At 71.5% G+C, this 20,377-nt stretch carries 16 protein-coding genes and 1 riboswitch; of the genes, 7 read left to right on the forward strand and 9 right to left on the reverse strand.

Annotated features, from left to right (window positions below; all coding sequences use genetic code 11):
• Nucleotides 1-150 precede the first annotated feature (150 nt).
• Nucleotides 151-1,386, forward strand: coding sequence for a DegT/DnrJ/EryC1/StrS family aminotransferase (locus tag ABZ725_RS00745; protein ID WP_358800717.1), 1,236 nt, complete (start codon nucleotides 151-153; stop codon nucleotides 1,384-1,386).
• Complete coding sequence (locus tag ABZ725_RS00750) at nucleotides 1,379-3,829, forward strand: lipopolysaccharide biosynthesis protein (protein WP_358800718.1); 2,451 nt, start codon at nucleotides 1,379-1,381, stop codon at nucleotides 3,827-3,829. Before ABZ725_RS00745 ends, ABZ725_RS00750 begins: the two co-directional genes overlap by 8 nt.
• 86 nt (nucleotides 3,830-3,915) lie before the next feature.
• Here the strand turns inward: ABZ725_RS00750 and ABZ725_RS00755 are convergent, their stop codons facing one another.
• The 6 genes from ABZ725_RS00755 to ABZ725_RS00780 all read right to left on the reverse strand — a co-directional run bounded on the left by ABZ725_RS00755 (nucleotide 3,916) and on the right by ABZ725_RS00780 (nucleotide 11,194).
• Entirely contained in the window at nucleotides 3,916-5,019 is a 1,104-nt protein-coding gene (locus ABZ725_RS00755) for a glycosyl hydrolase (protein WP_358800719.1), read from the reverse strand.
• Between the two features lie 113 nt (nucleotides 5,020-5,132).
• Nucleotides 5,133-5,630 (reverse strand): hypothetical protein, encoded by a 498-nt coding sequence (locus tag ABZ725_RS00760; protein WP_358800720.1) that lies wholly within the window; start codon nucleotides 5,628-5,630, stop codon nucleotides 5,133-5,135.
• 33 nt (nucleotides 5,631-5,663) lie between these two features.
• Nucleotides 5,664-7,577, reverse strand: a complete 1,914-nt coding sequence (locus ABZ725_RS00765; RefSeq protein ID WP_358800721.1) for a hypothetical protein — start codon at nucleotides 7,575-7,577, stop codon at nucleotides 5,664-5,666.
• A gap of 73 nt (nucleotides 7,578-7,650) precedes the next feature.
• Nucleotides 7,651-8,406: a polysaccharide deacetylase family protein gene (locus ABZ725_RS00770; protein WP_358801345.1), complete on the reverse strand. Its 756-nt coding sequence runs from the start codon at nucleotides 8,404-8,406 to the stop codon at nucleotides 7,651-7,653.
• Between the two features lie 284 nt (nucleotides 8,407-8,690).
• Entirely contained in the window at nucleotides 8,691-10,019 is a 1,329-nt protein-coding gene (locus tag ABZ725_RS00775) for a glycosyltransferase (protein WP_358801346.1), read from the reverse strand.
• A 110-nt stretch (nucleotides 10,020-10,129) separates the two neighbouring features.
• Nucleotides 10,130-11,194 (reverse strand): GNAT family N-acetyltransferase, encoded by a 1,065-nt coding sequence (locus tag ABZ725_RS00780; protein WP_358800722.1) that lies wholly within the window; start codon nucleotides 11,192-11,194, stop codon nucleotides 10,130-10,132.
• A 258-nt stretch (nucleotides 11,195-11,452) separates the two neighbouring features.
• Between ABZ725_RS00780 and ABZ725_RS00785 the strand changes: the two genes are divergently transcribed.
• Nucleotides 11,453-12,277 carry an HAD family hydrolase gene (locus ABZ725_RS00785; RefSeq protein WP_358800723.1) on the forward strand — a complete coding sequence of 275 codons (825 nt, stop codon included), beginning with the start codon at nucleotides 11,453-11,455 and terminating at the stop codon, nucleotides 12,275-12,277.
• A gap of 55 nt (nucleotides 12,278-12,332) precedes the next feature.
• Here the strand turns inward: ABZ725_RS00785 and ABZ725_RS00790 are convergent, their stop codons facing one another.
• Nucleotides 12,333-12,815: a transglycosylase SLT domain-containing protein gene (locus tag ABZ725_RS00790; RefSeq protein ID WP_351904046.1), complete on the reverse strand. Its 483-nt coding sequence runs from the start codon at nucleotides 12,813-12,815 to the stop codon at nucleotides 12,333-12,335.
• 5 nt (nucleotides 12,816-12,820) lie between these two features.
• A riboswitch (cyclic di-AMP (ydaO/yuaA leader) is annotated at nucleotides 12,821-13,048 on the reverse strand.
• Nucleotides 13,049-13,729: 681 nt separating this feature from the next.
• Here ABZ725_RS00790 and ABZ725_RS00795 point away from each other — a divergent pair.
• The 4 genes from ABZ725_RS00795 (at nucleotide 13,730) to ABZ725_RS00810 (ending at nucleotide 18,300) form a co-directional block, all read left to right on the forward strand.
• Entirely contained in the window at nucleotides 13,730-14,740 is a 1,011-nt protein-coding gene (locus ABZ725_RS00795; protein ID WP_351904043.1) for a polyprenyl synthetase family protein, read from the forward strand.
• A 253-nt stretch (nucleotides 14,741-14,993) separates the two neighbouring features.
• The gene (locus ABZ725_RS00800) at nucleotides 14,994-16,307 is read left to right on the forward strand and encodes a DUF2092 domain-containing protein (RefSeq protein ID WP_358800724.1); all 1,314 of its coding nucleotides are present in this window, start codon (nucleotides 14,994-14,996) and stop codon (nucleotides 16,305-16,307) included.
• A 72-nt stretch (nucleotides 16,308-16,379) separates the two neighbouring features.
• Nucleotides 16,380-17,345 carry an ABC transporter ATP-binding protein gene (locus tag ABZ725_RS00805; RefSeq protein WP_358800725.1) on the forward strand — a complete coding sequence of 322 codons (966 nt, stop codon included), beginning with the start codon at nucleotides 16,380-16,382 and terminating at the stop codon, nucleotides 17,343-17,345.
• On the forward strand, nucleotides 17,332-18,300 hold the full coding sequence (locus ABZ725_RS00810; RefSeq protein ID WP_358800726.1) for an ABC transporter permease: 969 nt from the start codon (nucleotides 17,332-17,334) through the stop codon (nucleotides 18,298-18,300). The genes ABZ725_RS00805 and ABZ725_RS00810 overlap by 14 nt, the downstream gene beginning before the upstream one ends.
• A 32-nt stretch (nucleotides 18,301-18,332) precedes the next feature.
• Here ABZ725_RS00810 and ABZ725_RS00815 read toward each other — a convergent pair whose 3' ends face one another.
• Nucleotides 18,333-18,932 carry an NAD(P)H-dependent oxidoreductase gene (locus tag ABZ725_RS00815; protein WP_358800727.1) on the reverse strand — a complete coding sequence of 200 codons (600 nt, stop codon included), beginning with the start codon at nucleotides 18,930-18,932 and terminating at the stop codon, nucleotides 18,333-18,335.
• A gap of 104 nt (nucleotides 18,933-19,036) precedes the next feature.
• The gene (locus ABZ725_RS00820) at nucleotides 19,037-20,356 is read right to left on the reverse strand and encodes an amidase family protein (protein WP_358800728.1); all 1,320 of its coding nucleotides are present in this window, start codon (nucleotides 20,354-20,356) and stop codon (nucleotides 19,037-19,039) included.
• Nucleotides 20,357-20,377 lie beyond the last annotated feature (21 nt).

The raw sequence follows: 20,377 nt of genomic DNA on the forward strand, positions 1-20,377 counted from the left end.
CGGCCCGCAGCGCGCCGCGTCCGGACGCTCATCGGAAGCCGTCCACGGGCCGGGTCGCATTCTTGACGGAGCGGTGCGAAAGGGGAGACTCTGGGCGGGTGCTGGAAGGCCTCGGGGAGGGGGCCTTCCCCAGGCACAACTGGGGGACGGATGGCCATAGGGGAGGCCGGCCTCGGGTCGGCGCGGCGTGGCTCACGGCCGAAGCGGCTGGAAGCGACCATGCGCGACAGACTCGGCCGGGAATGCGTGTACGTGCCGTCGTGCAGATTCGGGCTCTTCGTGGCCTTGCGCCACTGGTGCCCGCCTGGCGGACGCGTGCTGATGTCGCCGGTCAACGACGACGTGATCTTCTTCGTCGTGCTTGCGGCCGGACTGCGGCCCGTGCAGGCGCCGTTGAACCCGCTGGACGCGTCGATCGACGTCGATGCGGTGCCCGACGAGGTGTGGGGCTCGCTGTCCGGAGTGCTCACGACGAATCTGTACGGCAATCCGGACGACACGCCGCGCCTGCGGGAGAAGTGCGACGCGCTGGGCATCCCGTTGTTCGAGGACGGGGCGCACGCGATCGGCAGCGAGGTGGGTGGCCGGCCGGTCGGGGCCTGGGGCGACGCGTCCGCCTTCAGCCTGTCCAAGCATGTCGGCGCCAAGGCCGGGGGGTTCCTTGCCTGTGCCGACCCGGGGCTGCGCGAGGCCCTGGAGAAGACCTGCGAGGACCTGCTGCTGCCGGGGCGGTTCACGGCGGAACTCGCCTACACCGTCCGGCCCTACGCGGAGGCGACCGTGCGGGGGCTGCGGCTGCGGCGGGCCGCCTGGGCCACGATGCGACTGCTCGGGCTGATGGAACGGGAAGGGATCCGGATGCCGCTCCGGTCGGCCGAGCTGACCAGAGCAGTCGAGGCCGCGCCGGACCTGGCCGCACACGATTCGTGGATCCGCGTCGACATGCACGACTACCGGCTGCGTTCAGGACCGCTGAGAGCGGGCCGCATCGCCCGCAAGCTCGACCACCTGGACGAGGTGTTGGCCGCCTGCCGGGCGGGCACGGAGCTGCTGTCGTCCACACCGTGGGCACAGCCCGGCACACCCCGTGCCGACCGCGTCCAACCCCTGTTCCGGGTGCCCTTGTTCGTCGCCGACCGGGATGCCGCGAGGGCGGCACTCGCGCGGCGGGGCATCGTCGTCGGGTATCTCTATGACCCGCCGCTGGACGACTACGCGGGTCCCGCCTTCACCGACCCCTCGCCCGATCCCGCCGGCGCCCGCTGGTTCGCCCGGCACGCGCTGCCCGTGGATCCGCTGCGGGCCAGACAGGTCGTCGAGGTGCTCCAGGCATCCGGTATACGGCCGGCCGAGGCGCCGGGAGGGCTGGAGCCGACCCGTGGCTGAGACGCAGGCCGAGATCCAGGTACCCGAGCCGTCGGCGTCGGCCGCCGGAAAGGAGACGACCGGTCCGGCGCCGGCCGACAGTGGCCGCGGCTCCGACTCGCTGTTCCGGAACGCCTACTTCCTGATGCTCAGCACGGGCGTCTCCGCCGTGCTGGGCCTGGGCTTCTGGCTGGTGGCCGCGCGCTACTACTCCGAGGAGGCGGTCGGGCAGGGCTCGGCCGCGATCGCGGCGATGCGGCTGCTCGCCAGCATCACGGCGACGACGATGATCGGCGCCGTCGTCCGTTTCGTGCCGCGTGCCGGTCGGGCCACCGGCTCGCTGGTGTGGCGGGCGTACGCGGCCAGTTCGGTCGTCGTCGCCGTCGCCGCCTTCGTCTTCCTGCTGACTCTCGATCTGTGGGGGGCGACGTACGCGCCGCTCGGCACGGCGGCCGCGGGGGCGACGTTCGTCGTCGCGTGCGTGGCATGGGCGCTGCTCACGCTCCAGGACGGGGTGCTCACCGGGCTGCGCAGATCGGGGTGGGTGCCCGTCGGCAACGCGGTGTTCTCGATCGGCAAGCTGATCCTGCTGGTCTTCTTCGCGACCGCGCTGCCGGTGCTCGGCATCTTCGTGTCGTGGGCCGTCGCGATCGCGTTCTCGACGCTCCCGCTGGGCTGGTTGATCTTCCGTCGGCTGATCCCGCGCCAGGCCGCCGCCGACCGCGATCTGGAACCGCCGCAACTGCGCGAGATGGGCCGCTTCCTGGCAGGGGACTCGCTGGGCGCGCTGTTCAGCCTCGCGATGATCAACCTGCTGCCGGTGATGGTCGCCGTGCGCTTCAGCGCGGCGGAGAACGGCTACTTCTACGTGGCGTACACCGTCGGCGGCACGATGGAGTTCATGGCCATCAACATGGCCTCCTCGCTCACCGCGCACGCCTCGCACGACCCGCGCCATCTCGCCGACGGCGTGCGGGGGGCGCTGCGCAGGATGACGTTGCTGCTGGTGCCGGTGGTGCTGGTGCTGGTGCTGTTCGCCCCGCAGATCCTGCTGCCGTTCAACGAGGACTACGCGGAGCACGGCACCACCGTCCTGAGGCTGCTGGCGGCGGGGGCGCTGCCCCGGGTCGTGGTCGAGCTCTACATCGGGGTGCTGCGCGTGCAGGGCCGGACCGGAGTGCTCGCCGCGCTCCAGGGCGCCATGTGCACGCTGGTGCTGGGCAGCGCGGCCGTGCTGTTCGCCCCGGCCGGGATCGCGGGCGCGGGCTGGGCGGTGCTGCTCAGCATGACCCTGATCGCCGTCGTCTCCGCCTTCGGTCTGCGCTCGGCGCTGCGCCGGACCGACCGCGTGCCCGCCGGCCGGTCCGGCGCAGCCCCGGCCTACGGCACCCGCTGGGCGCGGCTGAACGCCACCGCCGGATACGGCACGAACTGGGCGCGCCGGGCGGCGTACGAGCGTGAGGGCGTCGACGAGGACACGGTCACGCTGTTCATAGGGCGGCCAGGGTACGAACGCGAGGCGCTGCAGGCGGACACGCTGGCGCTGATCGTGCGGCCGCACGGATCCGGGGCGGAGGAGGAGAGCGAGGGGCAGGACGGGCTGATCGGGGAGGCCGCGGTGGACCGTGACTCGTCGGCCGGGGCCCGGGCCACGGCCCCGGCCAGGGAGCGGTGGACGGCAGGCGTCCTATGGGGGCTGCTCGGTGTGGCCACCGGCGTCTACTGGACGGCGCTGCGCGATCTGCCGTGGCTCGACGGCCCGTCCGCGGACGTACTGACCGGGCGGCAGCTGCTGGCGGCTCTGCCGCTCGCGGGGCTCGTCGCGGGTGGGCTGCTGCTGGTGGTGTTCGTCGGCTCGGTGACGCTGCGGTCCGCGCGCGGCGCGTGGCTGCCGGGGACGGCGCTGGGCTCGGTCCTGCTCGCCCTGTACGCCGTACCCGTGGCCTTCGGCTGGGAACCGACGCCGGTGGGTGGGACGTTGTACGCGGAGACGGCCCGTTTCCTCGCGGAGGGGGTGGGGCTCGACGGGCCCGAGCCGCTGCTGCGCTGGGCACCGCCGGTCGCGCAGTTGTTGTCCCTCATACCGCTGTGGCTGCTGCTCACGCGCGTGGGCAGGCGCCTGACGTGGCCGGGGCGCTGGGGGGTCCTCTACCTCCTCGCGCTCGGCGGTTGGGTGTGGCGGCAGGAGCTTGCGCCGGTCGCCGTGCCCGCGTTCGTCGTCCTGGTCCTTGCCGCAGGGGTCGCCGCAGTGGCCGCGTCGCTTTCCGCCCGGGCCCGTGCCAAGGCGGCCGTGGCGGACCGGGCGCGGAGCGCTGTCGAAGGGAGCGCTGCCGCTGCCGACGGGAGAGCCGTCGGCGCCGAACGGAGAGCTGCCGACGAGAGCGGTAGTGGGAGCGGAAGCAGGAGCGGGACCGTGGAAGAGTTGCCGACGAGACGGCTACCGGCGGGACGGCCGCCGGTGTGACGGCCGCCGGTGTGACGGTCGTGATGTGACGGCTGTCAGGGGGGCCAGGGCTGCTGCCGGCGGGAGGGCTGTCGGAGGGAAGGCTGTCAGCGGGGTGGGACCGGCTGGTGGAAGTAGCCGTTCTTGCCCGCTTCGCGGTAGCCCTCGAGACCCGGGCCCTTGTTGACGGTCAGATCGCACGCGGCCTGCTCGGAGGTCGGCCGGTTCCAGTGCACCAGCGCCTTCACCTCGGGGAGCTTCTTCACGGCGGCGGGGATCTGGGTGTACCAGTCACGCTGGCGCTGCGGGGCGCCGGCGTCCGGCGCGGTGGCGAACTCCGCGAGCATCACCGGCTTTTCGTCGCTGATGTTCTCGCGCAGCCACTCGTAGCTGGGCTGTTGGCTGCGCAGGAAGTCCTTCCAGTCGGTGGTGCCGTGGCACTGGTAGTAGTTGTACTGGTCCATGGCGATCCAGTCGACGTACTCGTCGCCGGGGTAGAGCGCCTTCATGTCGGCCGCGCTGCCGAGGTAGCCGGAGACGGTCCACACCCACACGACGTTGTCGGCGCCCAGTTCACGGAACCGGTCGCGAACATGGCGGTAGGCCGCGACGAACTCCGCCGGGGTGCCGGCGCCCTCCTTGATGCGGGCGTCGGTCTCCTGGTCGAAGGAGAGGAAGACCCGTTTGCCGTAGGCCTTGATGCGTTGGATCTGCGGATCCAGGATCTTCTTGTCGAGCTTCCCGGAGGCGATGTTCTTCCAGCCGAGTTGGGTCTCCGTCCAGTTCTCGTGGTGCGGCTCGGTCCAGACGGTGGACTCCCAGGCCAGCATCAGCAGCCGGTCCTTGCCGAGTTCCTGTTCCTCGGGGGTGAGCAGTTCCCCGTCGAGCTTGGTGCCCGACATGTCGTGGTAGTTGTAGACGAGGTCGAGCTTTCGGCCGATCCGCTTCTCGAAGCCGAGCACGGCGTCCTCGAGCGAGCCGTTCTCGGCGTACGGCACGGCGGCGCCCCACCAGGCGCCGCAGGGCGGGATCAGAGCGTCGGTGGGAGCGCAGGGACCGGTGGGCAGCTCACCCGAGGCCGCGTTGTCGGGCAGGGCGTCCACGCGGGACTCCGGGTCCTCGGTCCGGCTGGCCCAGATGCCGAGCCAGGCGATCAGCGCGGCCACCGCCACCAGCACCACGGCCGTGTAGGTGCGCCTCGAGCCCCCCATGCCACCCCCCATGCCACCCCCTGAGTCCATCCCGCTCCCCGGACCGGTGCCCATGCCCCTCATCCCGTACGACTCGGACGGCTTGCGTGGTCCGCGCAGCCGGTGTCGTCCTGTCATATGTCACTGCCGGCGGAGGGCCTGCGCCTGACCTTGGCCCGTTCGACCGCGCCGCGCCGGGCGGCGGGCAGCGGCAGCCCCGGCAGGGCCGCGGTGACCGTGGTGAAGCCGGCGAGCGAGACGAGGAAGGCGGTCATCGAGAAGCCCTGCACCAGGAACAGCGAGGTGGCGGTGAGCACGCCGAGCGAGAGGCTGACGGGCGCGGCGAGCGCGATGGCCTCCAGTCTGGCGCCGGAGGCCAGCCCGCCCGGCTGCGGATACAGCGCCGCGCAGCCCGGGCCGAACAGGACGAAGAGCAGGACCGGGATCCAGCGCAGCGGAGAGGGGCCGGGAACGGCGGTGGCGGCCAGCGCGAGCCAGCCCGAGGCCGCGACGAGGACTCTGAGGTGAGTCGAGGTGACCCTTGTGCGCATGGTGCCCATCGCGCCCTTGTTCTCTTCGGCGCTGTCGATGCCGTCGGCACTGTCGATGTCCGCGGAGTTCGGGGTCGTCACTTCGATCACCTTGGGGTCAGTCATCGGGGTCGGTCACGGAGTGGCTGGGCGGTACTCCAGGACGACGCCGTACGGATGGCTCTCGACGGTCCGGAAGAGCGGCGAGACGGACAGCTTCCGACGCAGCGTCTCGAAGCCGCCGGGCGGCAGCAGACCCTCTCCGGCGGTGTAGATGTCCTGGGTGCGGGTGAGGACGACATACGCCTTCTCGCCCGGCGGGATTCCTGCGGCGAGGTAGGCGGCCGGATCCTTCAGCATCTTCTCGTTCTCCGGCAGCGCCTGTTCGGCGAAGAACCAGTGGTCGAGTCGGTCGTAGCGGTGGAGCGCCTGTGGGAAGGAACCGCTGGTGGCGAGGATCAGCGAGCCGTCCGGCGCGTCGTCCAGGGTCTTGGTGACCAGCGCGGTCTCCTCGGGCGGCGTGTAGAACATCTTCTCCTTGCCGTAGTACGACGGCAGGAAGCCGGCCAGCAGCACCAGCAGGACGGCCGGCAGGGCGACGGCCGCGATCCTGCGCCGCAGCGCCTTCGCCCTGCTGCGGTGGGTCCCCGCGACGGCCGGCACCAGTGCGGCGGCGGCGAAGAAGGCCCCACCGGGCAGGGCGAACAGATAGACGCGGAAGAGCATCTCGCCGCCGTAGTCGTTGACGGCGAACAGCGGCACCGGGGCGACGGACACCAGCAGCAGCGGCAGTGCGCTACGGGTCAGTCGGCGCCGCAGCACCACGGCGGCCCCGGCGAGGACGGCGATGGCGAGCACCATCGCCACGTTGGCGGTGCCCGCGAGTTCGGGGCCGGGGCCGGTGAGCTGCCCCGCGTAGCCCGCGCGGGAGTTCTCCGTCAGCTCGCCGATCGACTTCTTGATGGTGGAGAGCGTCTCGACGAACAGCGGCCGCCCCATGGTCAGGTCCCAGGTGAGCATCAGCAGCGCGGCGACGACCAGCAGCCCGTAGTTGCGGTAGCGGCGGGTGAAGCTGAGCGCGAGCAGACAGATGGTGAGCATCACCGGGGTGAGCTGGTGCGTGGCGTTGATGGCGGCGATCAGCGGAGCCAGGATCACCACGCACACCGCGCGTTGCCGGGGCCCCGTGGGCGGCGGGACGGGGGCGGCTACCGGGTCGAGGTAGGTGCGGTCCCGCAGCCGTCCGGCGGAGCCCGGCCGCACGAAGTGCCGCAGCACCACCGCGAGGACCGTCAGATGGAGCAGGTAGGCGAGCGCCTGCGGGGCGAAGTAGTCCTGGCCCACCCAGTTGGCGAGCTGGAAGATCCAGACGGCGGCCCAGATCAGCCGCCAGTCCTCACAGAAGGTGCGGTAGATCAGGACCAGCACCGGCATCATGAGCAGGCCGACGACGATCGGCGCCCAGTTGGCGTAGGCGGCGGCGCTCTGCACGCCGAAGGCCCGCACCAGGCCCGCGTTGAGCGTGAAGAACCCCGGCCACTGGTCGTAGGCGGACATGTTGCCCGAGAGCGACGCGCCCGGTCGCAGTTCACCGTTGGCGAGCAGCGTGTTGACGATCGCGTCGTGCTTGGAGGCCCACGGGTAGCGCACCGCGTCGTACAGCACCGCCGGCGGCGCCTTGAGCGCGAACAGCAGCGCGGCGCAGTGCGCGGCCGGCCACCAGGGCGCGGTGCCCGCCCGCCGCAGACTGAGGACGAAGCCCGCCGTGAGGACCAGCAGCGAGAGGTAGTAGGCGGCCGGGAGGCGGTCCAGCAGGCCGTAGTCGCCCATCTCCCGGAAGCCGATGCGGGGCAGCGCGTACACCCAGAGCCCGGTCGCGAGCAGCAGGGTCAGCAGGGCCGCGTCCGGCGGTCGGCGCGGGATCCGCCACCTCCCCCGCGAACCGCGGTCGTTGCGTCCGACCGGGGCCGGACCGCCCGGTCCGGTGGAGAGCTCGGGGGTGGGCAGCTCGCTGCTCTCGGTGCTCGGTACGGGCACGTGTTGTGGCACGTCGAGGCTCCCCTCCCTCAAGTCAACTATAGGAATTTTCTCTTCTTTTCACACCAAAATCGTCGAACCCTGCTCAACCTGCGAACATCGGCCCCTGCACGACGGCGCGGGCGCGGCGGTACCACCGCCAGCCGACCGTCTTCGGCCCGTCGCGATACGGGGCGACCCGGGCGCCGGAGCCCGCAAGCCAGCCCTCGACGTCGGCGAGGGTGTGGCCGCGGCGCACGATGAGCCGGGCGATGCGGTAGAGCTCGTCGCGGTCCGAACTGAGCGCGTGCCGCACGGCGGTGGCCGTGTCGTAGCCCGCGGCGGCCGCCATGCGCCGCACCCGGCCGCTGTTGTAGCCGTGCGGGTAGGCGAGATGGCGGACGCGGCGGCCGAGGGCGTCCTCCAGCACCGAGCGCGACTCCCTCAGCTCGTGCGCGAGCGCCCGGGGCGCGAGTGTGTCCAGCTGCGCGTGCGTGACGGTGTGGCTGCCGACCTCGATCCCGTACTGCTCCAGCCGCGGGGCCTGCGCCAGCGTCATCATCGGGGCGGGCGGCAGCAGACTGCGCCCGCCGGGGGCGATGGCGCCGGTCGTGAGATAGGCGGTGGCCGACAGCCCGCGACCGGCCAGCGCCTCGGCGGTCGCACCGGGCAGGTCGGCGAAGCCGTCGTCGAAGGTGAGCAGCACCGGCCGGGGCGGCAGCGGCGCCCGCCCCGCGAGGTGGTCGGCCAGCGCGCTGATCGTGACGGGCGTACGGCCGCTGTCGACGACGGCGTCCAGGTGCGCGCCGAACTGCTTCGGACTGACGGTGAACTCGGCGATCCAGTCGGGCGGATCCTCCATCACGGCGTGGTACAGGAACACGGGGATGCTGTTGCCGACCCCGTCGCCTTTGCGGCCCGCGCCGACTCCGCCGACCCCGTCGCCTTTGCGGCCCGCGCCGACTCCGCCGACCCCGTCGCCTTTGCGGCCCCCGCCGACCCCGCCGACCCCGTCGCCTTTGCGGCCCGCGCCGACTCCGCCGACCCCGTCGCCTTTGCGGCCCGCGCCGACTCCGCCGACTCCGCCGTCTTCGCGGCCCGCGCCGTCCTCGCTGCCCGCACCGGCTCTGTGCGCGGCCCCCGCCATCAGCCCGCACCGCTCGATCGTGCAGCGCCTCGCAGCGCGTGCCGGGCCCGTAGGTAGCCCACCGGCCCGTAGAGCATGCCGCGCCGCTGGAGCCGGGACAGCCGTCCGGGCCAGGCGTGCGTCCGGTCGTCGTGGCCGCCGGGTGCGCCCCCCGTATCTCCTGAGGAGCCCTCCGCCTTTCCTGAGGAGCCCTCCGCCTCCCGGCTCGCCGTCAGCGTTCGGGCGTAGGCCAGCCCGCGGGGCAGCCGGGCCAGGAAGGCGGGCAGCAGGCCGGGGCGGTTGACGAGGATCGCCGTGAGATAGGCGGTGAGGCCGGCGCCGTAGCCGTACGCCTGGGTCTCCAGGTCCCGCCAGGTCTCCCGGTGGTGGTGCCAGACCAGGGCCTGCGGGGTGTAGTGCAGCCGGTGGCCCGCGGCCAGGACACGGACGAACCCGTAGAGGTCGTCGCCGCCACGCGCGCGCGTGCCGGCACCCGTCGCCGGGTCGAAGCCGCCGACCGCCCGTAGCACCTCCGCACGGAAGGCCATGCTGGCGCCGGAGCCGAAGCGGCCCGCGGTGAAGGGGAACAGCGGCTCGTCGGCGGGCGGGTCGTGCGGGTCGTAGGTGCGTGCCGTGAAGCCCTTGGCGAAGCCGCCGTGGCTCTCCAGGAGGACCTGGGCAGGGGTGCGCAGCCGTGCCGGCAGGATCAGGCCGGTGGTGCAGCCGAGACCGGGATCGGCGACGAAGGGCGCGGTGAGTTCGGTGAGCCAGCGCGGGTCCGCCACGACGTCGTCGTCGGTGAAGGCGATCACCTCGCCGTGCGCGGCCTCGACGCCCTTGTTGTGCGCGACGGCGAGACCGGGCACCGGTTCGGTCACGTACCGCACCCGCTCGGCGTACTTGTGTTCGACCAGGTCCCGGGTCGAGTCGGTGACGGGCGCGTTGTCGACGACGAGGATCTCGAAGTCGGGGTGGTCCTGGGCCAGGAGCGAGTCGAGCGCGTGGGCGAGCTTCTCGGCGCGTTCGCGCGTGGCGACGACGACGGTGGTGGACGGCACGGGCGTCGGCGTCGACGTGGGTATCGGCATCGAGGTGGGTATCGGCGTCGACATCGGTGTCGGGGCGGGCGGGTCTGCGGGCCACGCCGGGGCCTCGGCTGTTTCACGAGCGGCGAGATCCATGAGGACGGCCTTCGGGTCGGCGCCCTCCGACACATGCCCGAGCAGCGTTCCGACCGGTCGCCCACCCCTCCTGACCAGCACGAACACCTCGCCGTGCGTGAGGGGCGGGCTGCCCGGGCCGGGTCTGAGCACGCCCCCCTCGCCCAGTTCGAGCTCGGCGATCTGCACCGGCCGGATGTCGAGGAACCTCTGTATCTCCTGCTGCACGATCTCCTGCTGCACGATCGCGTGCGGCACACCTCTTGCGCGGAACACGAACCCCCCTAGTTCCATGACCGTCATGACCGGCGCAGCCGGCCCGCGCCCTTCAAGGCCCGTGCGGCCGTCGCGGCGAGCCGCGGCCGGTTGCGCACGAAGTGGTGCGCACGGCGGGACGGTTCACGGCTGAGCCAGTAGAGCGCGGCGCCCACCCCCGGACGCGTCCACGCCCCCTCGAACACGGGTATCTCCCCGGTCTTCAGCGAGTCCTTGTACTCGGCCGCGCCGCGCCCCAGGTCGAGCAGGCCGATGCCCTCCGCGGCGGCCGACTCGGCCATCCGCAGATGCAGCACGAGACCGGGCGAGAACTTCGCGAACTCCGGGTCGTACGACGGGAACCAGCAGGCCAGGACGGTCGACGAACGCAGTCCGAAGTGCGCGGCGATGGGCCGCTCACCCGCGTAGAGGACGGACAGCGTGCCGGAGCAGTCCGGTGCGCGTGTCTCGGCCAGCGCGGCCACGAGCCGGGTGATCCACTCCTGGGCGAACCGGTCCCGGCGGCCGGTCCTGCGGTACTGCGCGGACTTCCAGGCCATGAGCGTGCGCAGCGCGGCCGGGTCGCGTTCGTCGAACACGAACCGCAGCTCCCCGACCTGCCGGCCGAGCTTGCGCTCCTTGGCTAGGGTCGTCTTCAGGAACTTCGGCGACTGCGCGCGCAGTACGGACTCGTAGGTCTCGTAACCCTTTTCGACGTCGATGACATAGGCGGCGTACTCCTCGGCCGCGTGCGGGAGGAACAGCCCCTGCTCCGCCTCCAGGTTGTCGAAGGCGAAGCTCGTCAGGGAGCACGCCCGCATCAGTTCGGCGGCGTTCAGTCCGAGGCCCGGGGCCAGCACCGCGCCCTGTGCGTCCGAGACGCCGTACGCGAGAGCCTGGCCCTGGCCGAGCCTGCCCCGCTCGTGGGGCAGGAAGCCGACCGGCTCGCGCCCCTCATAGACCACCGCCACACGTGCGCGTTGCCGCACGAGGCCCACGGCGTCGGTGAACTCCGGTTCCATGAAGGGGTTTCGTGGAAGCGTCGACGCGGCGCGCAGCGCGCGCCACCGCTCCCTCTCCCCCTGGCCGAGGTCCTGTGGCCTCAGCACACGAATGCGCCCACTGCTCAACCTGACCCCCCGATCAAGTCCCCCCTGGACACCTGGACGGTACCGCTCCACCCGGGCGTCGCGGTAGGTAGCGTCCCATGTTGTTGCCAATCGGTGCAGAGGCCTTTAACCGTCCGCTACCCGGCAACGCGCCAGAAAGCCGTTTCTTTTAAAGGGGAGTTGGCAGAACAGGGCAGGACCTGGCCGTCGTTCGGTTTGCGTCGAACCCGGGGGGCGCGGGATCCGTATTCTCTGATCATGGCCGCACCCCTCGCATATGCCGCGCGCACCGCGTACGCCCTGATCGCCACCGACCTGGACGGAACGCTGCTCCGCGGCGACGACACCTTCTCCGACCGGTCGCTCGACGCGCTCGCGCGGGTGACGGCCGCCGGCGCACGCCACCTGGTGGTGACGGGACGGCCCGCGCCCCGGGTCCGGCCGCTCCTCGACCGCCTGCACAGCAGGGGGCTCGCGGTGTGCGGACAGGGCGCGCAGTTGTACGACGCCGGCGCGGACCGTCTGCTGTGGTCGGTCACCCTGGACCGGGAGCTGGCGGAGACCGCGCTCGGCAAGATCGAGGCGGAGGTCGGGCAGCTGTACGCGGCCGTCGACCAGGACGGCGTCGACGGGCTGACGCTCATCGAGCCGGGCTACCGGATGCCGCACCCGACACTGCCCGCTCTGCGCGTCGACCGACGCGACGACCTGTGGTGCGAGCCGATCAGCAAGGTGCTGCTGCGCCATCCCACCCTGTCCGACGACGAGCTGGCGGCGACGGCCCGTTCGGTGGTCGGCTCGCTCGCCACCGTCACCATGTCGGGGCCGGGCACGGTCGAGCTGCAGCCCTGCGGGATCACCAAGGCGACGGGCCTGGCCCTGGCCGCCGAGCACCTGGGTCTGCGGCCCGAGGACACCGTCGCGTTCGGGGACATGCCCAACGACATCCCGATGTTCGACTGGGCCGCGCACGGTGTCGCCATGGCCAACGCCCACCCCGAGCTCAAGGCCGTGGCCGACGAGGTGACGACGTCGAACGAGGACGACGGCGTGGCCGTCGTCCTCGAACGAATGTTCCCGTAGGGCTCGTAGCTCCTTGTAGGTCCCGTAGGTCCCGTAGGGCCCGTAGGGGGTTCTGTCAGTACGCGCCGAACACGTTGTCGATCGAGCCGTAGCGCGCGGCCGCGTAGTTGCAGGCGGCGGTGATGTTGGCGACCGGGTCGTAGGAGTTCCACGACGTGCCGGCGACGTGGTAGGCGCGGAAGGTCGGGTCGATGACCTGGAGCAGCCCCTTGGACGGGATGCCCGCGGCCGCGTTGGAGTCCCAGAGATTGATGGCGTAGGGGTTGCCGGAGGACTCGCGGATGACGTTGCGGTAGATGCCGTTGTACGTCCCCGGGATGCCGTGCTGCGCCATGACATGGAGCGAGGCGCGGATCCAGCCGTCGAGGTTGTTGGCGTAGCCGAGGCTGGAGGCGGTGACGACGGTCGGCGTCGCCGCGGAGGCGGTGGTGGAGCCGATGATCGGGAGGGCGAGCACGGCCGCGCCGGTGGCGGCGACGGCGATGGTGCGGGCGAGACGGGTACGGCGGGTGCGGCGCGGCTGAGCGGCAGCGGACATGACGAAGTTCCTCTCCGGCGCCTGCGAGGTGAGCTGTCGGGTTCGGGCGGGAGCTGCCCGGCCGCGTCCTGACGGATGCGACTTCACCCCAAGCCGTACCGAAGTGTCCAAAACATCCTGAAAATCCAAGACGTCCTGAATTTCGGCTCGGCGGCCTACCTGGTTCCCCCGCTCCTGCCGTGCGGTTCTCGATGGGTGTTTCGGGCGGCGGCAGGATTCGGCGTCCGCCCGACAGGCCGGGAACGTATGCGAGAGCACATGTCCGGAACAAGTAGCGGATTCACAGATCACCCCTATTGACCTTGGTCTGTGGCCTATGGGGTGCTTGATCCTTTGTGGGTGCAAAGCCCCAACTTGCTTGGGGGGCGCGGGGAAACGGCGAGTGACGTGCGGGAGGCGGCATGGCGTCGGGAGTGAGCCAACTCACCAGCAATCACAAGACTGGCGAATCGGGCATTATTCCCAACTCATAGTTAAAGGAAACGGCAAAGAGGCAGGCTTGGAATTAGCCTTACTTTGCTGCTATGTGTTCCCTTGTGTCCATTTTGCCGCTCATGGATTTCGCCGGTCCGGCGATGCGGGAGGCCTCGCGGCGCGGGGCGCCGGGCGGCGCGCCTGTCCGCGCGTGGCGGGAAACGGTCGTGGGACGTCCCCGGATCGCTCGACCGTATGGATCACTACTACCTGGTAACTCGATAGGCGTTCGTTCATATGGGCTGATCAGAAACATTTCGGGCCGGATCCGGCGTCGGCCGGCCCGGCGGGACGCCTCCTCGGCGGGCCCATTCGAGCCTGCAGGACGTGGGGGCTATCGGTGATCGAAACGTGACCGGATACGCTGACTTGAGTGATGGCAGCGACCTATCGACAAACCGCGTAACCGCCAGTAGACACCAGCAGACAGGAGACCCCTCGTGACCGTCGTCGGGCCGTTCGGGCTGAGCGTGCGGGACCAGGCTCTGGAAGCCGATGTCCAGGCCGGATTGGCGGCTGTCGAGGAAGGCTTGCTCGAGGCCACCAAGAGTGAGGTTCCGTTCATCACGGAGGCCGCCCAGCACCTCGTACGGGCGGGCGGGAAGCGGTTCCGGCCGCTGCTCGTGGTGCTCGCCTCGCAGTTCGGGGACCCGTACGCGCCGGGGATCGTGCCGTCGGCCGTGGTCGTGGAGCTCACCCATCTGGCCACGCTGTACCACGACGACGTGATGGACGAGGCCGCCGTGCGGCGCGGGGTGCCCAGCGCGAACGCCCGTTGGGGGAACTCCGTCGCCGTCCTCACGGGTGACTTCCTCTTCGCGCGCGCCTCCCACATCCTGGCCGACCTCGGGCCGGAGGCGGTACGGGTGCAGGCGGAGGCGTTCGAGCGGCTGGTCACCGGGCAGATCCTGGAGACGGCCGGGCCGACGGACGGGCGCGACCCGGTCGAGCACTACCTCGACGTGCTCGGCGGCAAGACGGGCTCGCTGGTGGCGGTCGCCTGCCGCTTCGGGGCGATGATGTCGGGCGCCGACGAGACGGTCGTCGACGTGCTGACGCAGTACGGCGAGCGGCTGGGCGTCGCCTTCCAGCTGGCGGACGACGTCCTGGACATCGCCTCCGACTCGCGCGAGTCGGGAAAGACGCCCGGGACGGATCTTCGCGAGGGCGTTCCCACGCTGCCGGTGCTGCGGCTGCGGGAGCGGGCGGCGCGGTTGTCGCTGCCCGAGGACATCGCCCTGTGCGAGCTGCTGGACTCCGACCTGAGCGACGACGCCCGGCTCGCCGAGGCCCTGGAGGCGCTCCGGGCCCACCCGGCGCTGGAGCAGGCCCGCCGGGACACGGTGCGGTACGCGAAGGACGCGCGGGCCGCGCTGGCGCCGTTGCGGGAGTGCGACTCCAAGGCGGCGCTGATGGAACTCTGCGACGCCGTGGTGCACCGAGCCGGCTGACCCCACCCACCGGTCTCCGCCCCGTCTCGGCCCGCCAACCCCTACGGGACAGGCGTGGTCCTGGCGCGTTGTGTCATACCGGAGGTGTACGTGGAGTTGAGTCCCCGGGTTGACGCTTCCGAAGAGTGGATTTGGTCAGATGGGAACCACGGAAAACACCACTCCTCACCGATTCGGGTGAGAATGGCGGCTTGGGGTGGGGAACTTCAGCGCGAGATGACCAGCCGCCGCCGACGACGGAGGTAAGGCACACATGGCACCGAAGGCATCCGACGACACCACGACCGGCGTGGGCGCGACCGGTGGGGACGCGACCGGTGGGGACGCCGACGAGCTGCGCCTCGGGCGGCGCAAGGCACTGCGGTACGTCGTCCCGGTCACCGTGATCGGTGTCGCGGCGGCGACGATCGGGCTGGTCCCGGCGCTCGCCGACTCCGGCGACCCCGACCTGCCGAAGATCACCGCACAGCAACTCCTCGACAAGATCGCCGCCTCGGACGTACAGCAGCTGTCCGGGACCGTGAAGGTCAGCACCGATCTCGGGCTGCCCGACCTCGGCGGGCTGGAGAGCGGTCTGCTCTCCGGCGTCGCACAGCAGGGCGGTGACGGATCGTCCGCCGATCCGTCCGCCAAGCTCACCGAGCTCGTCTCCGGCACGCACACCCTGCGCGTCGCCGCCGACGGCCCGGACAGGCAGAAGCTCTCGCTGCTGGAGAACGCCGCCGAATACAGCCTCATCCACAACGGCAAGGACGTGTGGGGGTACGACAGCGCCTCCAACGAGGTCTATCACTCCAACGTCGACGAGAGCTCCGACGAGGCCGAGACCCCCGTTCCCGCCACGCCCAAGGACCTCACCGAGGACGCCCTGAAGGCGGTCGACGACACGACGTCCGTGACCGTCGACGGCACCGTCCACGTCGCGGGCCGCGACGCCTACAAGCTGCTGGTGAAGCCCAAGCAGTCCGGTTCCACGGTCGGTGCCATCAGCGTGGCCGTGGACGCGAAGACGGGCCTGCCGCTGAAGTTCACGCTGACCCCGGCGAGCGGCGGCGCCGCCGTCGTGGACGCGGGCTTCACCCAGGTCAGCTTTGCCAAGCCCGCCGCCTCCACCTTCGACTTCACCGTCCCCAAAGGCGCGAAGGTCACCGAGGCCGACGCGGCCGACGAGGCCGGCACGTGGGACGAAGGCGGCGCGTGGGACGAAGGCGGCGCGGTGAAGCCGGTGCCCGGGCACTCCGGCAAGTCCGACGACCTCGGTGAGGACCTCGGGAAGGACCTCGAGGCCGATCTCGACGGCACCGACGGTCCCACCGTCATCGGCGAGGGCTGGACCTCCATCGCCACCTTCGACACCGGCGGCGAGGGCGTGCCCTCGGGCTCCGAGGTCGGCGGCGACCTCGGCGGCTTCCTCGACTCCTTCGGCGACAAGGTGAGCGGCAAGTTCGGTTCCGGAACCGTCTTCTCCACCCGCCTGATCAACGCCCTGATGACGGACGACGGAAAGGTCTACGTCGGCGCGGTCACCAAGGACGCCCTTGTGAAGGCGGCGAACGCGGCGAAGTAGGGGTACTACGGGTACTACGGGTACTACGGGGGGACTCCGGGTACTGGGATCGGGGGTTCGGTGAGGGCGTCCATGGACGATGACGGCGAGAACGGCGATGGCGACGCCGTCATCCACACCCGCGCTCTCACCAAGCGCTACCGCGGCGGCCAACTCGCCGTCGACGGTCTCGACCTGACCGTCCCCGCGGGCAGCGTCTTCGGCTTCCTCGGTCCCAACGGCTCCGGCAAGACCACCACCATCCGCATGCTGATGGGGCTCATCGAGCCCACGGCCGGCTCGGCCCGCGTCCTCGGGCAACCCATGCCGAGGGCCGCCCGCACCGTGCTGCCGCACGTCGGGGCCCTCATCGAGGGCCCCGCCCTCTACGGCTTCCTCTCCGGCCGCGACAACCTGCTCCGCTACGACGCCGCCGACCCGACCGCCGACCCGCGCACCCGGCGTGCGCGCGTCACGGCGACGCTGGAGCGGGTTGGGCTGACAGCCGCCGCCGGCAAGAAGGCGAAGGCGTACTCGCTCGGCATGAAACAGCGCCTGGGTCTCGCCGCCGCCCTCCTCCAGCCCCGCCGCCTGCTCGTCCTCGACGAGCCGACCAACGGCCTCGATCCACAGGGAATGCGCGAAATCCGTTCGCTGATCCGGGAGTTGGCCTCGGAAGGCACGACCGTCTTCCTCTCCTCGCACCTGCTCGACGAGATCGAGCAGGTGTGCACCCACGCGGCGGTGATGGCGCAGGGCCGGCTGATCGTCCAGGGCCCGGTGGCGGACCTCGCGGCGGGGACACGCGGCCGACTGGTGGTGACGACCCCGGACCCCGCGGACGCGGCCCGGGTGTTGAAGGAGCAGGGAGTGAGCGACGTCGTCGTCGGCGAGGATCTCGTGAGCGCGGAGGCTCCGCCGCCGGACCGCGATCTCGCCGACCTGAACGCCGCGTTGGTGACGGCGGGCGTCCGCGTCCGTGGCTTCGCCGTCGAACGGGCCTCCCTGGAGGACGCGTTCGTGGCGCTCACGGGGGAGGGTTTCGATGTCGCGGGCTGAAATGGAGGAGCTGGAAGGGGCAGCGGAGAGCCGGAGCTCCGCGCTGACGCCGACCTCGGCCCGGGCCTCTACCCGGACCTCGACCCAGGCCTGGACCTGGACCTGGACGTTCGGAATCCTCCGCAATGAACTGCTGACCACCTTCAGGCGCTGGCGCACGCTCGCGCTGCTGGGCGTGCTGGCGGCGGTGCCGATCCTGGTCGGGATCGCGGTGAAGATCGAGACGAGCGACGGCTCGTCCGCCGGCCCCGGTGGTGGCGGCGGAGGAGGCGGGGGCGGCGGGGGTCCCGCGTTCATCTTGCAGGTCACCAACAACGGCCTGTTCCTGGTCTTCACCGCGCTGGCCGTGACGCTGCCGTTCTTCCTGCCGATGGCGATCGGCGTCGTCGCGGGCGACTCGATCGCCGGAGAGGCGAACGCGGGGACGCTCCGCTACCTCCTCGTCGCCCCCGCCGGCCGCACCCGCCTCCTGCTGGCCAAGTACGCGACCGTCATGACCTTCTGTCTGGCGGCCACACTCGTGGTCGCGCTGTCGGCGCTGACGGTCGGCGCGTTGCTCTTCCCACTGGGCGACCTGACGACGATCTCCGGCACCCGGATCGACTTCGCCGACGGACTGCTCCGGGCGCTGCTGATCGCCCTGGTCGTCGCCGCGTCCCTGATGGGCGTGGCGGCGCTCGGTCTGTTCGTCTCCACGCTCACGAGCAGCGGTATCGCCGCGATGGCCACGACGGTGGGTCTGCTGATCACGATCCAGATCCTCGACCAGATCCCCCAACTCCACGCGCTCCAGCCGTACTTCTTCTCGCACTACTGGCTGTCCTTCGCCGACCTCATGCGCGAGCCGGTCTACTGGGACGAACTGCAGAAGAACCTCGGCCTCCAGGCCCTCTACGCGGCCGTCTTCGGCTCGGCGGCCTGGGCGCGCTTCACGACGAAGGACATCACCGCGTAAGACATCACGGTGTGGGCGTCACTGCGTGGGCGTCAGCGGGACTGCTCGCTCTCGTACAGAAAACGGGCCATCGGCGTCTCCTGTGCGAAGAACGTCTTCGCGCGGGCCAGCGCCTCGGTGTCCTTCAGGACGTCGTCCGGCTTGCTGCCGTTGCCGAGCAGCACCCCGCCGAACCGCATCTTCAGGTACGCGGCCGAGTTGTTGAGCGTGCCGACGAGCGGGTCGGCGACCAGGGGCTGGTCGTCCGCGAGCACGGTGACGCCCCAGAGGGTGCGCCCGGTGAGTGTCGCCTTGAAGTCGAGGCCGGGGGTGCGCAGCCAGCCCGACCAGTGGTCCAGGTAGCGCTTGGTCTGCGCGGAGACCGAGTACCAGTACAGCGGGGACGCGATCACGATGTCCGTCGCGGCGAGCGTGGCGTCGAGCAGCAGCGCCGTGCTGCCCTCCGTGGGGCGGACATGGTCGCTGTCGTGCCGCAGGTCCGCGAAGTCGGGCAACGGATGTGAGGCCAGGCTGATCCACGTCTGCTCGACGTCGGCGGGCAGTTGCTCGGCGGCCTTGCGGGCGAGTGACTCGGTGTTGCCGTCCGGCCGGCTGCTGCCCAGTACGAACAGGAAGCTGCGGTGCGTCGTCATGATCCGATCCCCCAGATAGTCGGCGTACGACGATATTATGCCTCTGCATTAAATGTGCACGCAATCATTTATCGCGGTGGGTTCGGTGGGTTCGGTGGGTTCGGTCAGCTCCGGGAGCTCTGGGGGCTCTCGGGGCGGGCGGGCTCGGCTCGGGACGCTCGCGCGGCTGCCAGTAGCGACATCTCCCCGCCGTGCGCCGCGACCATCTGCAACCCCAACGGACAGCCGTCCGGGCCGACCCCCGCCGGGAGGCTGATCGCCGGGTGCCCGCTCAGGTTGAACGCCCAGGTCAGCGCCGTCGAGTACCGGTCGCCGGGGCCTTCGTGACCGTGCGCGGCGTTGGGGGTCGTGGGCGTCAGCAGCAGGTCGGCGCCGGAGAAGAGGTCGGCCAGCAGCAGGTCGTTCGCCTTCCGGACCCGTTCGGCCGCGCGGAGGTCCGAGCCCGGGGTGCGCAGCGCGAGCCAGGCCGGGCCGGGGTCCGCCAGCCGCAGGGGCGCGTCGGACGGCAGCAGTCGGACGACACCGGCCTCGGCGAGGCGCTCGGCGGCGGCGCGGGCGAGGGCGAGCGGCTCGGGGTCGGGATCGGCGAAGCCGAGGTCGGGGGAGAAGACGGCGGTCGGCGGCGGCACCGGAACCGCCCTTCCGCCCGCCGCGGAGCCCGCCCTTCCGCCCACCTCGGAGCCCGCCCCTTCGCCCGCTGCGGAGCCCGCGACTGAACCCGCCACTGAACCCGAGGCCCGCCCCGGGAACTCCGCCCCCGCCCCCGCCTGCGCCCCCGGAACCATGACCCGCCACCACGCCTCGGCGTCCACCGCGTACCGCACGAGCACACCGGGCGCGGTCAGCCCCGTGCCGTTCCCGGTCAGCCCCGTGCCGTCCCCGGGCGGCGGTCGTCCGTTGGTCGTCTTGAGGCCGATCACGCCGCACCACGCGGCCGGGATGCGTACCGAGCCCGCGCCGTCGCTGCCGGTCGCGAGGGGGACCAGGCCGGCGGCCACCGCCGCCGCGGAGCCGGCCGAGGAGCCGCCCGGTGTGCGGTCGGCGCGCCAGGGATTGACGGTACGGCCGTGGGCTCCGAGGCCCCAGGTCTGCCAGGGGGTGCCGGGGCCGGGTACGGCGGTCGCCCCCACGGGCACGCATCCGGCGGCGATCAACGGGGCCGCCGCACGCAGCCCGTGTCGCCCCTTCACCCCGATCGGCACACCGGCCAGCGGCAGCGACAGCGGCGGCGACCCGCCCGAGCCGACCCGCTCGTCGACCGCACGCGCCCACCCCTCCGCCCGCTCCTCCCACACCTCGGTGAAGGCGCACAACGAACGGTCGACGCGGGCGATCCGTGCGAGCGCCTCGCCGACGACGTCCACGGCCCGTATCCGCCCCGCGCGCACGCCCGCGGCGATCTCGACGGCCGGAGGCCACTCCACGAGCCCGCCTCCGGTGCCCGG

This window comes from Streptomyces sp. NPDC006872, assembly GCF_040635845.1.
In the GTDB taxonomy this organism is placed as follows: domain Bacteria; phylum Actinomycetota; class Actinomycetes; order Streptomycetales; family Streptomycetaceae; genus Streptomyces.